The sequence below is a fragment of the Novosphingobium sediminicola genome (genome assembly GCF_014196525.1).
GTDB classification, from domain to species: Bacteria; Pseudomonadota; Alphaproteobacteria; order Sphingomonadales; family Sphingomonadaceae; genus Novosphingobium; species Novosphingobium sediminicola.
Genome location: NZ_JACIDX010000025.1, coordinates 38,295 through 52,307, shown reverse-complemented (window position 1 = coordinate 52,307; position 14,013 = coordinate 38,295). Strand labels below are relative to the sequence as shown.

At 61.9% G+C, this 14,013-nt stretch carries 8 protein-coding genes and 1 pseudogene; 6 read left to right on the top strand and 3 right to left on the bottom strand.

Features of this window, described 5'->3' with window-relative positions:
* Window positions 1-260: 260 nt before the first annotated feature.
* The gene (locus GGR38_RS22150; protein ID WP_183628886.1) at window positions 261-638 is read right to left on the bottom strand and encodes a hypothetical protein; all 378 of its coding nucleotides are present in this window, start codon (window positions 636-638) and stop codon (window positions 261-263) included.
* Between the two features lie 499 nt (window positions 639-1,137).
* On the opposite strand from GGR38_RS22150, the pseudogene GGR38_RS24685 reads away from it, so the two are divergent.
* The 4 genes and pseudogenes from GGR38_RS24685 to GGR38_RS22135 form a co-directional block, all read left to right on the top strand.
* Window positions 1,138-1,674 (top strand): annotated as a pseudogene (locus GGR38_RS24685) (TonB-dependent receptor plug domain-containing protein); the annotation flags it as partial.
* Between the two features lie 654 nt (window positions 1,675-2,328).
* Window positions 2,329-3,648: a TonB-dependent receptor domain-containing protein gene (locus tag GGR38_RS24680; protein WP_425497083.1), complete on the top strand. Its 1,320-nt coding sequence runs from the start codon at window positions 2,329-2,331 to the stop codon at window positions 3,646-3,648.
* A 242-nt stretch (window positions 3,649-3,890) separates the two neighbouring features.
* Window positions 3,891-5,006 carry an alpha/beta hydrolase-fold protein gene (locus GGR38_RS22140; protein WP_425497082.1) on the top strand — a complete coding sequence of 372 codons (1,116 nt, stop codon included), beginning with the start codon at window positions 3,891-3,893 and terminating at the stop codon, window positions 5,004-5,006.
* 204 nt (window positions 5,007-5,210) lie between these two features.
* Window positions 5,211-6,167 (top strand): LacI family DNA-binding transcriptional regulator, encoded by a 957-nt coding sequence (locus tag GGR38_RS22135; RefSeq protein ID WP_183628900.1) that lies wholly within the window; start codon window positions 5,211-5,213, stop codon window positions 6,165-6,167.
* On the opposite strand, the gene GGR38_RS22130 is transcribed toward GGR38_RS22135, so the two are convergent.
* Together GGR38_RS22130 and GGR38_RS22125 are read right to left on the bottom strand one after the other, a co-directional pair.
* Complete coding sequence (locus GGR38_RS22130) at window positions 6,151-7,440, bottom strand: MFS transporter (protein ID WP_183628880.1); 1,290 nt, start codon at window positions 7,438-7,440, stop codon at window positions 6,151-6,153. The genes GGR38_RS22135 and GGR38_RS22130 overlap by 17 nt on opposite strands.
* Window positions 7,441-7,444: 4 nt before the next feature.
* Window positions 7,445-8,494 carry a LacI family DNA-binding transcriptional regulator gene (locus GGR38_RS22125; protein WP_246405197.1) on the bottom strand — a complete coding sequence of 350 codons (1,050 nt, stop codon included), beginning with the start codon at window positions 8,492-8,494 and terminating at the stop codon, window positions 7,445-7,447.
* 152 nt (window positions 8,495-8,646) lie between these two features.
* On the opposite strand from GGR38_RS22125, the gene GGR38_RS22120 reads away from it, so the two are divergent.
* Window positions 8,647-11,064, top strand: a complete 2,418-nt coding sequence (locus GGR38_RS22120) for a glycoside hydrolase family 3 protein (RefSeq protein WP_246405196.1) — start codon at window positions 8,647-8,649, stop codon at window positions 11,062-11,064.
* A 40-nt stretch (window positions 11,065-11,104) separates the two neighbouring features.
* Window positions 11,105-14,011 carry a TonB-dependent receptor gene (locus GGR38_RS22115; RefSeq protein WP_246405194.1) on the top strand — a complete coding sequence of 969 codons (2,907 nt, stop codon included), beginning with the start codon at window positions 11,105-11,107 and terminating at the stop codon, window positions 14,009-14,011.
* The last annotated feature ends 2 nt before the right edge of the window (window positions 14,012-14,013 follow it).

Sequence of the window (14,013 nt, the reverse complement as noted above, 5' to 3'; positions counted from 1 at the left end):
ACGTTGGGCTATGTCAGTCCTATCGACTTCGAACGTCAGGCTGGGGTAGCCTAAGGAAGCTTATCTCGGTGTCCATCAAACCGGCAGCACCTCATACCCTCCCTTCAGACTTAGCGCCAACGCAAGCAGCTATTCAGCGTCCAGCCGACGCCGACGCAGGGAGCTCCAGCCGGTGGCGTGAATGGCATCCAGTGTGGCGGTGATTTGTGCGGTCTGCATCGGGTTAAAACCCAAGAGGGTGAGCATCACGGGCAACCAGGTCATGACTGAGAAGCCTCGCGATAAACGAGATGATGGACCTCGTTCAGTGTTTCTCGGGCAAAACCGGCATCCAGTAAACGGCGCGTTTCATCGGCAGGCATGGCGTCACCGCGCAAGCGTAACAGGACAGCATAGCGCCGCAATGCCTCCAGTCGCGGATCGGCCAGTGGATTGGGCCGATCCGCCCTGAACAGCCAACGCGTGAAGCGATTGCCGCGCTCGGGCTGTGCCAGACTGTCGATCCCATCGCTCCGGGCGATGTGGATGGCAAGTCGCTCAAGCTTTGTGAGCGCCGGGGCGAACCGCGAATTCTGCGCAGATCGGGCTTCGGCGGGGCCGGTTGAGATAAAACCCTGCGTGAGATCCAGATAAGCCATGAGAATGCTCCTCTACGTCAGGAGTTTGCGGTTATCCTGCGTGACAAGGCGTCAATGGCGAAATTCAGCCCTCCAAAACAGCCGATTAAATTTGAACGATATGTTCGGAAATTTCGAACATTGCGGCTTCTCGGCCCCATCCGTGCCAGCAGTTCGAAGCAACTGCATCAACTGGCCGGGACCCGATCAACCTCAGTTCCAAAGCGGCAACATGCGATATGTTACATTCGTACTTTCGGCCGCGGGGATAGCCGTTCACGGCACGATCACCATCAAACGAATGGCCATGGTCTTACGGGCGCAGCGCGTGTGCGACCGTAGGTGGTCGAGAACGGCCCCTTATTTTCCCCTTTCGCCGCCGCCTCTATCCGGCAGGCGAAGAGCCCGCACTGCCTGATTTAGCCTTAAATCAAATTCCGTACACGTAAGGTCGGCCATCCAATCGCCGCCCAAGGGAAGCCCCAAGGGTGGGCGGGAAGCATCGGTCACGGACGAGGACATGGCGGCAAAGCTGCAAAATACAGGGGAAGACATGAAAAATCACAGGAAGTGCGCCGCGGGAATCGCAGCATCAGGTCTGGCTTTGGCCATGACCCTGCTTTCCCAGCCCGTTCGTGCGGAAGGCGCCAGTGCAGAGGCTCCGGAAAAAGCCGGCGCAGAAGCCCCGCCCGCCAAGGGCGAGATCATCGTTTCGGCCCGTAAGCGCCGCGAAGACATCCTCAAAGTGCCGGTGACGGTCAACGCCTTGACCTCGGCCGATCTGGAGGCGCGCGGCGTTGCCACGGTTTCCGATGCCGCCAATGCCACGCCCGGCATCAACATTGCCACGGCCAGCAGCGGTGGGGGCCATGCCGACCGTTCGTTTCAGCAGGTGAACCTGCGCGGCTTCACGCCGACCTCGGCCACGGCCGTTACCACTTCGATCTTCATCGACGGCGTTTCGGTATCCTCGCCCACCGCGCTCAGCGCCATTGCCGATCCGGCGCAGATTGAAGTGCTCAAAGGCCCCCAGGCTGCCTATTTCGGGCGCAACACTTTTGCCGGCGCCATCAACATCGTGAACAAAGAGCCGGGCAAGGATTGGCACGCCAGCGTCAGCGGCATGTATGGCACGCGCCGCAACCTGCGCGTTCAGGGCGCCATCGAAGGTCCGGTGACCGACTGGCTGACCTTCCGCGCCACGGTTGGGCGCTATCAAAAGGGCGGCTCGTGGCAGAATTCCGCCACCGGCCAGATGCTGGGCGATCAGTCCAGCACCAACGGCACCTTGTATCTGGTGGCCAAGCCCTCGACCAGCCTGACCGTCAAACTGTTCGGCATGATTGCCAGCGATGATGATGGCCCCTCGGCTCAGACGCGTCTGTTGGCCTATAATGTCACCAATGGCAGCGGCGTGACCTATGTCAGCCAGTCGAATTGCGTGATGAACGGCAATCCCTATTTCTGCGGCGCGGCGCCGGGGGTGGTCAATCCCGTGGGGGCGATGACCACCAACAATGCCTGGATTCGCAATTTCCTAAACACGGCCAGCCCGAACCGCGTGGTTCAGCCCTCGGTCGGCGTGCAGGGCTTTGGCCTGCTGCGCCATACCCAGCACGTGCATGGCACGGCGGAATATGTGATCGACCCGCATCTGACGGCCACGGTGCTTGCCGGTTACAACCATGAGGACTGGAGCCAACTCACCGATCTGCCGCTTCTGGATTTTACGCAGTTTGCCAATCCGTCGAAGGCTTTCGGGTCCAATCCTTCGGCCAATCCCAGCTATTATTCCTATCCCTATTACATCGACTCGGCCCAGCAGGACTATTCGCTCGAAGGGCGCGTGGCCTATAAATATGGCGCCGTGCGCGGCGTTGTGGGCGTAAGCTGGCTGGACGCGGAATCGCGCGGCGGGGGCGGCTACTTCTCGTTCTCCTCGGCGGGCGATCCGGTGTTCAGCCAGGGCGGGCGCAGCCGCGCGCGCAACTTTGGCGCGTTTTTCGGCATCACCTGGGATGCCACCGACCGCCTCTCGCTCAATCTGGAAGGGCGGTATCAGATCGACACCATCACCGCCTATCAGAACAATTCCTCGCTCACGACCGTGAACGGCACTTTCGCGCCTTTCTCGGTGCTGCTCAGCAAGTCCTATAAGAACTTCCTGCCGCGCGGCATCGTGAATTATCAGATCAATCCCAATATGATGGTCTATGGTTCAGTGTCGCTGGGCGTCAATCCGGGCCAGTTCAACAGCGCCTTCCTGCAATATACGCCCTCGATTCAGGCCAGTCTGGCGGCTGCCGGGCTGAAGATGGCGGTCGATCCGGAAAAGATCACCAATTACGAAATCGGCCTGAAGGGCAAGCTGGCCGATGGCGCGATCCGCTATCAGCTGGCGGGCTATTACTCGCTGTGGCGCAATCAGATGAACACCATCTATCAGGCGGTGTATAACAGTGCGTCCAACGCCTATGATTTTGTTGGCGGCGTGGCCAATACCGGCTCGGTCGATCTGTTCGGCGTCGAGGCGCAGGTGCTGTGGAAGGTCAATGAGCTGGTGTCGATTGATGCCGCCGGGGCCTATAATGGCAGCCGTATCAACCGCTATGCCAACCCGACTTTGACCACGCTGACGGGCATCACCGATTTCCGGGGCAAGGAAATGCCGCTGGCCTCGAAATATTCGGCCAATGTGGGCGTCACGCTGGGCGGGGGCTTTGCGCCGATCAAGGATGCCCGCTGGTTCTGGCGCACCGACTGGAATTTCAAATCCGGCGTGTGGGCCTCGGCGGCCAATGTGACGCGCACGCGTGATCTGCATATTTTCAACACGCGCGTCGGTATGACCAAGGGCGATGTCACCCTTGAGCTGTTTGCCAACAACCTGTTCAACAACCGCACGATCACCGGCATTTACGACAATTGGACCATTGATCCCAATGCCTTCCACTTTGCCGCCTATTCGGCGCTGCATGCGGCTCTGCCGGATCTGCGCACCATGGGCGTGCAGATGCGTCTGAAGTTCTGATGGATGCCCCTTGGCCGCCCCCTCCGGCGGCCAAGGGGAACCGCGATCTTTCCTTTTTGTCCGTGAAGGGACATTGTGTGATCTCAAACCGTGTGATCTCAAATCGCTTCCTGCTGGCGGCCCTGCCTTGCCTGCTCAGCACTTCGCCTCTTTCTGCACAGGGCAATCCCCCGATGCCTTCAACGCCTCCTGCTGCGACTGCCCCCGTTGCTGATTGCGCGCATACGCCGTGGTTCGTGGGGATGCCCGTGCCCTACGCCTCGGCGCAGGTGCTGGGAGACGGGCGGATCACCTTCCGCTTTTGCGCGCCGCAGGCCCGACAGGTGATCGTCACCAGTTCCGACGCCGGGGCCGCCATCCCGATGAGCTTTGCCCCCAACGGCCCCAAGGGGCTGGAACTGACCCGCGAACCCAATGGCCTGTGGAGCGGGACCACCGCGATCCCGCTGGCGCCGGGGGCCTATCGCTACAGTTTCCGCGTCGATGGGATCAAGGTGGCCGATCCTTTGTCGGACCGCTGGTCGGAAACGCGCAATGGGATTGAAAGCGTGGTCCATGTCGATGGCCCATCCGGCACGTTCCAGCAATGGGATGCGGCCACGCCCCATGGCGCGGTGACATCGGTCACCTATTGGTCCAAATCGCTCAATGCTCAGCGGCGGATGCATGTTTACACCCCGCCCGGTTATATGCGGGGGACGGGGCGCTATCCGGTGCTCTATCTCGTCCATGGTGCGGGCGACAGTGATGACAGCTGGACCAGCGTGGGGCAGGCGCATGTCATTCTCGACCGGCTGATTGCCTCGGGGCGGGCGAGACCGATGATTGTGGTGATGCCTGCGGGCCATACGCCTGACCGGCCCGGTGTGCCGATGACGGCCAATCACGATTTCGGACGCGATCTGGTGGAGGATGTCATCCCTTATGTCGATCGCGAATATCGCACGATTGCCCAGGCCGATGCGCGCGCGATGGCGGGATTGTCGATGGGCGGTTCGCATACTCTGCGCGAGGGGCTGACCCGGCCCGACACGTTCCACTGGATCGGGGTGTTTTCGATGGGGCTGGGGATCGGCATGGGGCTGAACGTCGATCAGGCGCAGGTCGATGCCTATGCCCGTGACCATGCCGCCGCGCTGACGCAGGCGGCGCGCTCGATGCATCTGGTCTATTACGCGATGGGACGCGAGGATTTCCTCTATGCCAGCGCCGCCCCGACCCGGCGCGTGCTCGACACTTTCCATATCGCCCATACCTATCATGAAAGCGATGGGGGGCACACCTGGCTCAACTGGCGCGACTATCTGGCCGATTTCGCGCCCAGACTGTTTCGCGGCAAAGGCGTTTCCGGCCGGTAAAATCCGCGCCAGTAAGGCGAACTGACGCGGGATCAGGCCTGATGAAGGGAGGCGTCAGGCCTGATTTTCAAAACGGAACTTGCGATTATGGCATGGAAAACGCAAGAGAGCGCATCCTGCAAAGTAAGATTCGTGTCCAGACCTCGCAAGCCATCGACCGGCGTTAACATCCTTGCTGTTGCAGAACGCGCAGGCGTGTCGCCCATGACCGTCTCCAACGTGTTTCACGGCCGCGGCCGGGTGAGCGAGGCAACGCGCGAACGCGTGCAGCGCATCATCGAGGAATTGGGCTACAAGCCCAGTGAACATTCCCTCCGGCTTCAGGGCCGCGCCATCAACAACATCGGCTTTCTCCAGTTCAGCGCGCGGATCGAGAGCCTTTATGTCAATGCAACGGTGCGGGCCATTGCGTTGGCGATGGCGAACAAGGGGCTGCATCTGTTGAGCCGCGATGTGGCCCGCGCCTTGCCCGATCATACGGAGCGGGCCGCCGAGGAATTGATCAAAGAGGGCGCGCAGGCGCTGATCCTGCCGCCGCCCTTTGGTGAGTATCTGGATAAATCCGATTACTTCAAGGGCTTGTCGATCCCCGCTGTCGCCATTCTGACCATCGGCCCGTTTGAAAACATGGCCACCGTGCGCTTCGATAACCGAACCTCGATCTTTGATCTGGTCAAGCTGCTGGTCGATCGGGGCAGGCGGCGGATCGCCTTGATTACCGGCCACCCCGCCCATTTGGACTGCGCCGTGCGCACGCAGGCCTTCCGCGACGCCTGCCTCGCCTATGACATCGAGGTGCGCGAGGATTGGGTGGTGACCGGCGATTACACCTTTACCTCGGGCCGGCTGGCCGCGCAGCACCTGCTGGACATGGCCGACCGGCCCGATGCGATTGTGGCGCTCAACGATGACATGGCGGCGGGCGCGATCGGCGCGGCCCATGCCAAGGGCATTTCCATGCCCGATCAACTGGCGATCACCGGTTTTGATGATGTCGGTCTGGCCCATTTCCTCAGCCCGTCCTTGACCACGGTGCGCCAGCCCCTTGATGCCATCGCCCAAAAAGCCGTGTCGCTCATCACCGATCGGCCGATCAGCGCGCCCTGGGAAAAAGGCGATTTTGTCGTGCCTTATTCGCTTTCCATCAGGGAATCGGCCTGATCGGATTGGGTTGGCGGGCTGGGCTTGCGGCCTCGTTGGACGTAAAGCCCAAATGATCGCGCATGGCAAAACACAGCCCTGCGGCGATCACGCAGGCCGAGGCGCAAACCAGCAGCACAAGATGCATGGCAAAATCGAGCAAGCTGCGTTGACTGGCCTGTATGGTCAGTAAGGTGATGAGGATCGCGGGCATGGTGTTGGCAAGGTTCATATAACCCATCCATCGCCCCTTTTGGCGCGAGGCGGTGATGATCTCGGCCACAAACGCCGCCTCGACCGAGAAAAACGCCGCCTGCGCCAGATGAAACAGCGCATAGGCCGCCGCCAGCACCCACCAACCCGGCGCCATGGCAAAACCGGTCAGGGCCAGCGCGGCGAGCAGCGCGCTGCCGATCATCAGACTGCGTCGGTCGGCCAGCCTGTCGGACCAGCGGCCAAAGGCCACTGCGCCGCAACAGGCCGCCAGCGCGGCCCAGAGCGAGAGCCAGCCCACCGCCGCATCGGCCGTCAACCGGCTGACCGCCATCGGCCCCTGCATCAGAAAGGCGACATAGGGATAGAGATAATTGGTCAGCAAGGCCGCGCCAAGCTGCAACAAAAACCGCGCCGACCATGCCAGTGCGAGATTGCGCAGGGGGAGGGGGCCGGGACCACTTACCGGCATGGTTTCGGCCTGCGGCTTTAAAGGCGCGCCAAATGGCCAGAAGACCAGCAGCGGCAAAACGCAGGCGGCGATCAGCGCCATGGTGAGGGCAAAACCAGCCGATCCATCGACCGGCGCGGCCCATGCGATAATGGCCACCGAACCATTGGCCACCGGTACGCCGCAATTGAGGAACCCGGCAATGTGCCCCTTGCGCTCATCGGGAATATAATCCGCGATCAGCGGCCCCATCGGCCCGAGCAACAGATTGACCGCTATCTGAAAACCAATGACACCTAAGGCCAGCACCAGCGGGCTGTATGAAAAGGCCAGCACGCTGTAGCTGGCCAACAGGCAGGCCAGACCGCCCGCTATGGCCCGCCGCCGATTGCCCCGGCGGGCCATAGCGTGGTCGCTGATCTGCCCCGCGACAATATTGGCCAGGCTGGCGGTGATCCCGCCTGCCAGCACCAACAGTGCAAGCAGATGCTCGCCCCCCGCCGCGACCCCGATCGAGGCGACCCGGCGCGGCAGAAGCAGCACCAGAAAGGGCATAAACGCGATATTGGCGCCCATATAGGCCAGAACATAGAGCGCCTCGCCCGCCGACAGGGGCCTGTTGCGGGCCATCGGTCTAGCCGCGCGGCGCTTTGGTGGTGGCGCGCACGACGAATTCATAGGGCAGTTCGAAAGCGCCCATGCCTTCCTCGCCCTTCGACAGGGCGATCAGTTGGGCGCAGGCCTTGCCGACCATCGCGGCGGTGGGCTGGCGGATCGCGGTGAGGGGGGGCACGCTGAAGCGCACGCCCGGCGTATCCTCAAAGCTGATGACGGAGAGGTCATCGGGCACTTTCAGGCCGCGATCGGCCGCCACATGGAGCGCGGCAAAGGCCATCTTGTCATTGTCGGCAATGATCGCGGTGGGCGGGCTCGGCGCGGCCAGCATGGTTTCCAGCACACTGACCGCCATGTCGAAATAGAAATTGCCCGCCCCGATCGGTCCGGCTTCGGGCGGAATTCCGGCCTCGGCCAACGCTTCGCGAAAAGCCTTGCGGCGTTTTTGCGAGGGGCCGTAGTTGAGCGGCCCGGCCAGAAACCCGATGGAGCGATGGCCCAGATCGAGCAGATGGCGGGTGACTTCGCGCATCGCGCCTTCGTCATCCATAAAGACATCGACGAAGTTGCCGCCTTCGTAATGGCCCACCCGCGCGCAGGGAATCCCCTGCCGTTCCAGCCAGGCCACCAGTTCCAGATTATCGCAATGCGGCGGGGTCAGGATCACGCCATCGGGGCGCAGGGAGCCGACCGCGCGCGCGATCTGCGGGATCGTTGTGCCCGCATCGGTGTCGATCAATTCCAGCACCATATGGTAATTGTGGCGCTCGCATTCGCTCATGCCGCCATAGAGCATCTGATCGACCCAGTCATTGCCGCGCCCCGATGTCCAGTTTTCAAAGGTGCGGGCGCGGTCATTGATCGAGAGGATCAGATAGGAACGTGCGCCCCCCATCCGCCGCGCCGACAGGTTGGGCACATAGCCCAGTTGCTCCACCATCGCTTCGACCCGCTGGCGCACGGCGGGTTTGACATTCGGGCCGTTGTTGATGACCCGCGACACCGTTTGGCGCGAGACGCCGGCGGCGGCGGCAACATCTTCAATCGTCACTTTGGCAGGTTTGTGCATCTTTGTCCCTTTGGGCGGTTATCCCCACAAAGGGGCGTCATCGCAAGTCAATTGAGAGCGTTCACAAAATATGTTGTGAACGCTCTCAATCTTGGCTATTCGCTCTCTCGCACAATGAGTCGGCCGCCAATGCGGCGGCAAGGGAGAGCGCGATGAACCGGCAATGGGCCCGCAAGGGGCTGATCTGCGGCCTGAGTCTGGCTGCTGTGGCGATGGGGATGCCCGTCGCGGCGCAGACGCAGGAGCAAAACCAGCAAACGCAGCGCATTGCCGATCTGCTCGCCCATATGAGCGTCGAGCATAAGGTGGCGCAGCTCATCGAGCCCGACATCGGTTCGATCACGCCCGAGGATATGCGCCGCTATCGTTTTGGCACCATCCTGAACGGCGGCAATTCCGGCCCCGGCGGCAATGACAAGGCTCTGGCTCCGGCATGGCTGGCGCTGGCCGATACGATGTATCGCGCGGGCACCGAGCCGCTGCCGTCAGGCGAGCCGGTCATCCCGCCCTTTTGGGGTACGGATGCGGTGCATGGCCACAATAACATCATCGGCGCGACGCTGTTTCCGCACAATATCGGGCTGGGCGCGGCGCATGATCCGGCTCTGGTGCAGCGCATCGGCGCGGCCACGGCCGAAGAGATCGCGGTCACCGGCATTGACTGGGCCTTTGCGCCGACGCTGGCTGTGGTGAAAGATACGCGCTGGGGCCGCTCCTACGAAAGCTTCTCCGAGGATCCCGCGCTGGTGGCGCGCATGGGCATGGCCGAAGTCGAGGGCCTGCAGGGCAAGCTGGGCAGCAAGGATTTCCTCAATCAGCGTCATGTGCTGGCCAGCATCAAGCACTTCTTTGCCGATGGCGGCACGGGCGGCGTCGATCAGGGCGATACGCGCGGTGATCTGAACACGACCATTGCCACCCACGCCAGCGCCTATGTCCCCGCGATCAAGGCGGGCGCGCAGACGGTCATGGCCTCTTTCTCCAGCATCAACGGCGAAAAGATGCATGGCAACAAGGCGCTGCTGACCGATCTGCTGCGCGGCAAGATGGGTTTTGACGGGCTGTTGGTGGGCGACTGGAATGCGCATGGGCAGGTGCCCGGATGCAGCAACGGCGATTGCCCGAAATCGCTGCTGGCCGGGCTGGATGTGTTCATGGTGCCCAATGACTGGCGCGCCCTGTATGACAATCTGCTGCGCGAGGTGCGCGATGGCACTGTTCCCATGGCGCGTCTTGATGAGGCGGTGGGACGCGTGCTGCGGGTCAAGCTGCGCGACGGGCTGTTTGACAAGCCCGCGCCCGCACAGCGCGAATTGGCGGGGCAATGGGGCCTGCTGGGTTCGCCCGATCACCGTGCCGTGGCCCGCGAGGCGGTGGCCAAGTCGCTCGTGCTGCTCAAGAACAACGGCGTTTTGCCGATCAAATCCTCGGCCCGCATTCTGGTCGCAGGGCACGCGGCGGACAATATCGCGCAGGCAGCGGGCGGTTGGACGATCACCTGGCAGGGCGGCGGCGATCTGACCAATGCCGATTTCCCCGGCGCGACCTCGATCTATGGCGGCATCGCGAAAGCCGCAGGCAAGGCCACACTGTCAAGCGACGGCAGCTATTCCGCCCGGCCCGATGTGGCCATCGTGGTGTTTGGCGAGCAGCCCTATGCCGAATTCGTGGGGGATCGGCCCGATCATGCGCTGCATGACGAGGAAGGGCTGAAGCTGCTGCGCAAGTTCAAGGCCGCGCATATTCCGACTGTGGCGGTGTTGCTGTCCGGGCGCCCCCTGTGGGTCAATCGTGAACTGGCGCTTGCCGATGCCTTTGTCGCGGCGTGGTTGCCGGGCAGCGAGGGCGAGGGGATTGCCGACGTACTGATCGGTGGCAAAACCGACTTTTCCGGGCGTTTGCCGTTTCATTGGCCTGCCGCCTGCGATGACAACGGCAAGCCTTTGTTCAGCGTGAACTATGGCGGCAGCTATCGCCAGCCCGCGCCGCGTCTGCCGGTGCTGGGCCAAACCTGCGCGGCGCTCAATGCCAGCGCCAGCGGCACGTTCGAGGTGTTTCACAAGCGCCTTGCCGCAGGCGTCGATGCCAGCATCCGCGAGGGCGCGGACGAAACGCTGCTGCATGGCTTTGTGGGCGCGGGCAAGCAATTGAGCGTGCTGGGCTTTGACTATTCCGCACAGGAAGATGCGCGCGAACTGATCTGGAAAGGCCCCGCCGATCTGCGGCTGAGCTGGCCCATTGCCAATATGAAGCCCTTTGCCGGGGCGACATCGGGCGAGGTCGTGCTGCGCTACACCATCGACCAGGCCCCGAGCGGCCCCGTCACCCTCACCGGCATCACGGAAACCGGCGCGGGCGGTACGCAGGTTGACCTTGCGCCCACGCTGCGCGCGGCGGCGGGGCGCGGTTGGCAGACGGCGCGTATCCCGCTCGCCTGTCTGGCGGGCAAAGCCGGCGGCGGCATCGCCGGGGTCGATCTGAACGTGGCCGCGCCGCTTGGCATGAAAATCGCCACGATCGAGGTGCGCCCCGGTGGTGCCGCCACCAGCTGCACCGAAGCAAAGTTCTGAAGAAAAACTCTGAAGAAAAACATCTATCAGGAGGATGGTCATGAGGAAGATACAAAAAACTGTGGTCTCGCTTGCCGGGGTCGCCATCGTTCTTGCCTGCGGGGCCAGCGCCGCGCAGGCGCAGCAGGCCGCGACGGGCGCCCAAACACCCGCCGCCGAAGAACCCGGCGCCATCGTCGTGACGGGTCTGCGCAAATCTCTGGCCGATGCCGTGGGCATCAAGCGCAACACCCAAGGCGTGGTCGATGCGATCACCTCGGAAGATATCGGCAAGATGCCCGATACCAACCTGGCCGAATCGATCCAGCGCATTCCCGGCGTTTCGATCGACCGCTCCAACAACGAAGGCTCGCGCGTCACCGTCCGCGGCTTTGGGCCGGAGTTCAACCTGGTAACGCTTAACGGCCGTTCGATGCCGGGCAGCGGCACCGGCGGCACGCGCTCTTTCGACTTTTCCAATATCTCGGCCGATGGCGTGTCGGGCATCGATGTGTTCAAGACCGGGCGGGCCGATGTGGCGTCGGGCGGCATTGGTTCGACCATCGACATTCACACGGCGCGCCCGTTCGATCACAATGGTCTGCGCGCCTCGGCTCAGGTCAAGGGCACGGATGACACCTCGCGCTCGGGCTTCCACGTGACGCCCGAAATTTCCGGCCTCATCAGCGACACTTTCGCCGATGACCGCATCGGCATCCTGCTCAACGGTTCCTATTCCGAACGCGATAGCCAGCTCCAGTCGGCCTATACGCGCGGGTGGCTGAACAATGTCGATCTGGGCACGGCCGCGATCACCGACAACCGGACCAACAAGAGCGGCCCCACCTGGGCGCCGCAGGATGCCAACTGGGCGGTGGAAAACCATCACCGCACCCGCATCAACGGTCAGGCCGTGCTGCAATTCAAGCCGACCGACACGATCGTGGGCACCATCGACTACACCTATGCGCTGTACAAGGACCACGCGCTCAAGAACAGCTTTGGCGCATGGTTCGGCTATGGCGGCGCCTTGAACAGCGCGACCATCGACAAGAACGGCACGATGACCAATCTGGTCGATGCCGGTTCGGACCTGTCCTATACGGGCACCGATGATCAGCAGCGCAATCAGCTCGGCTCGCTGGGCGGCAATGTGAAGTGGCAGGCGTTCGACAATCTGACCATTACGGCCGACGCCCATCACTCGGTGAACAATTCGACCGACGAGTCCCAGTTCTACATTGTGGGTCAGGATCAGAATTATTCGATCAACAAAATCTTTGATTCGACCAAGACCGCCATCCCCACGACGACCTGGACTTTCCAGTCGCCGTATAATGTGAACAATCTCAATACCTCGCTGATCACGCCTCTGTTTGGCCAGCATAATCTCAGCCGCCAGCGCACCGCTGTCGATGAGGCCAAGCTGGAAACCGAATGGCGCAACAATGGCGACAGCGGCCTGCGCGCCATCAAGGTGGGCGTGAACTACAAGCAGACCAAGACGGGCTTTACCGTTTACAACAGCGGCAATATCTCGAACGGCTATTATGACCCTCGGCTTGATGGCGCCTTGTCCTCGTCGCTTTTCACCAAGGTCAATTCATCCTCGCTGCTGAGCGGCATGTCGGGCGGGGGCAAAGACATTCTTGTGCCCTATTTCTACAGCTTCAACCCGATGGCTGTCTCGCAGGCGCTCGCCGGTCTGCCCAATTACAACGGCACCGGCCCGGCGCCCGCCTATCCTTCGGGCTATGGCTATGGCACCGTCCCGGCCACGGACAATCTGATCCGCGAACGCACCTTCTCGGCCTATGCGCAAATGCAGTTTGATGCCGATTTCAACGGTATGCGCTTCAAGGCTCAGGCGGGCGTGCGCTATGAACACACCAGCGTCAGTTCGGCCAGCCTTCAGCAGACCCCGGTGTCGGTGACATGGAACAACCCTACTGAGTTCCAGACCCAGTTCCTGCCCGGCGCGCAGGTCTATACCGCAGGCAGCAGCTACAATGACTTCCTGCCCGCTATCGACATGAGCCTGCAGATCACCAAGCGTCTGGTTGCGCGTGCGTCCTACAGCACGACGATCACCCGTTCGGATCTGACCTCGCTGGTTTCAACGCAGGTGGTCAATGCCAACCCGCATGTCGGCAACCGCACGATCTCGTCGGGCAATCCGGCGTTGCTGCCCTATACGTCGCAGAACTTCGATCTGTCGTTTGAATATTATATCAAGAATAACAGCTACTTCTCGGCGAACTATTTCGTCAAGCAAGTGTCAAACTTCATCACCAACACCACCAGCAATGTCACCATTCCGGGCCTGACCGATTCCTCTGCAGGCGCTCTGGCCCAAAAAGCGACGGCCGAGGTTCTGGCCGCCGGTCAACAGGCCAGCCCGCAGAACATCTTTGCCCAAATGGTGGCCGATACCGGCAAGCAGGCCTTTGTCGGCCAGCCCAACGACCCGTTGATCACATGGCAATTGACCAAGCCCAGCAATGGACCGACGGTCAACATCCATGGCTTTGAATTTGCGGGCCAATATGTGTTTGGCGATACCGGCTTCGGCCTTCAGGCCAACGTGTCGCTGCCTGCGGGCGGGGCGCGTTATGACAACAGCAATATCCTTGAACAGTTCGCCTTGCCCGGCCTGAGCAAGTCGTACAACATCGTCGGCTTCTATGAAAAGAACGGGTTCCAGACCCGCGTCGCATGGAACCATCGCGATGCGTTCCTGGCCGCGCTGTCCCAGCCGCTCTATGCGAACCAGCCGACCTATACCGCAGCCTATGGCCAGCTTGATGCCAGCGCGAGCTATGACATCAACCGCCACGCCACGGTGTTCATCGATGCCGTCAACATCCTTGGCGCATCGCAAAGCCAGTATGGGCGCTACACCAACCAGTTCCTGTATGCCGCCAAGGGCTATGGGCGCTATCAGGTGGGTGTGCGCGTCAAGCTGTAAGG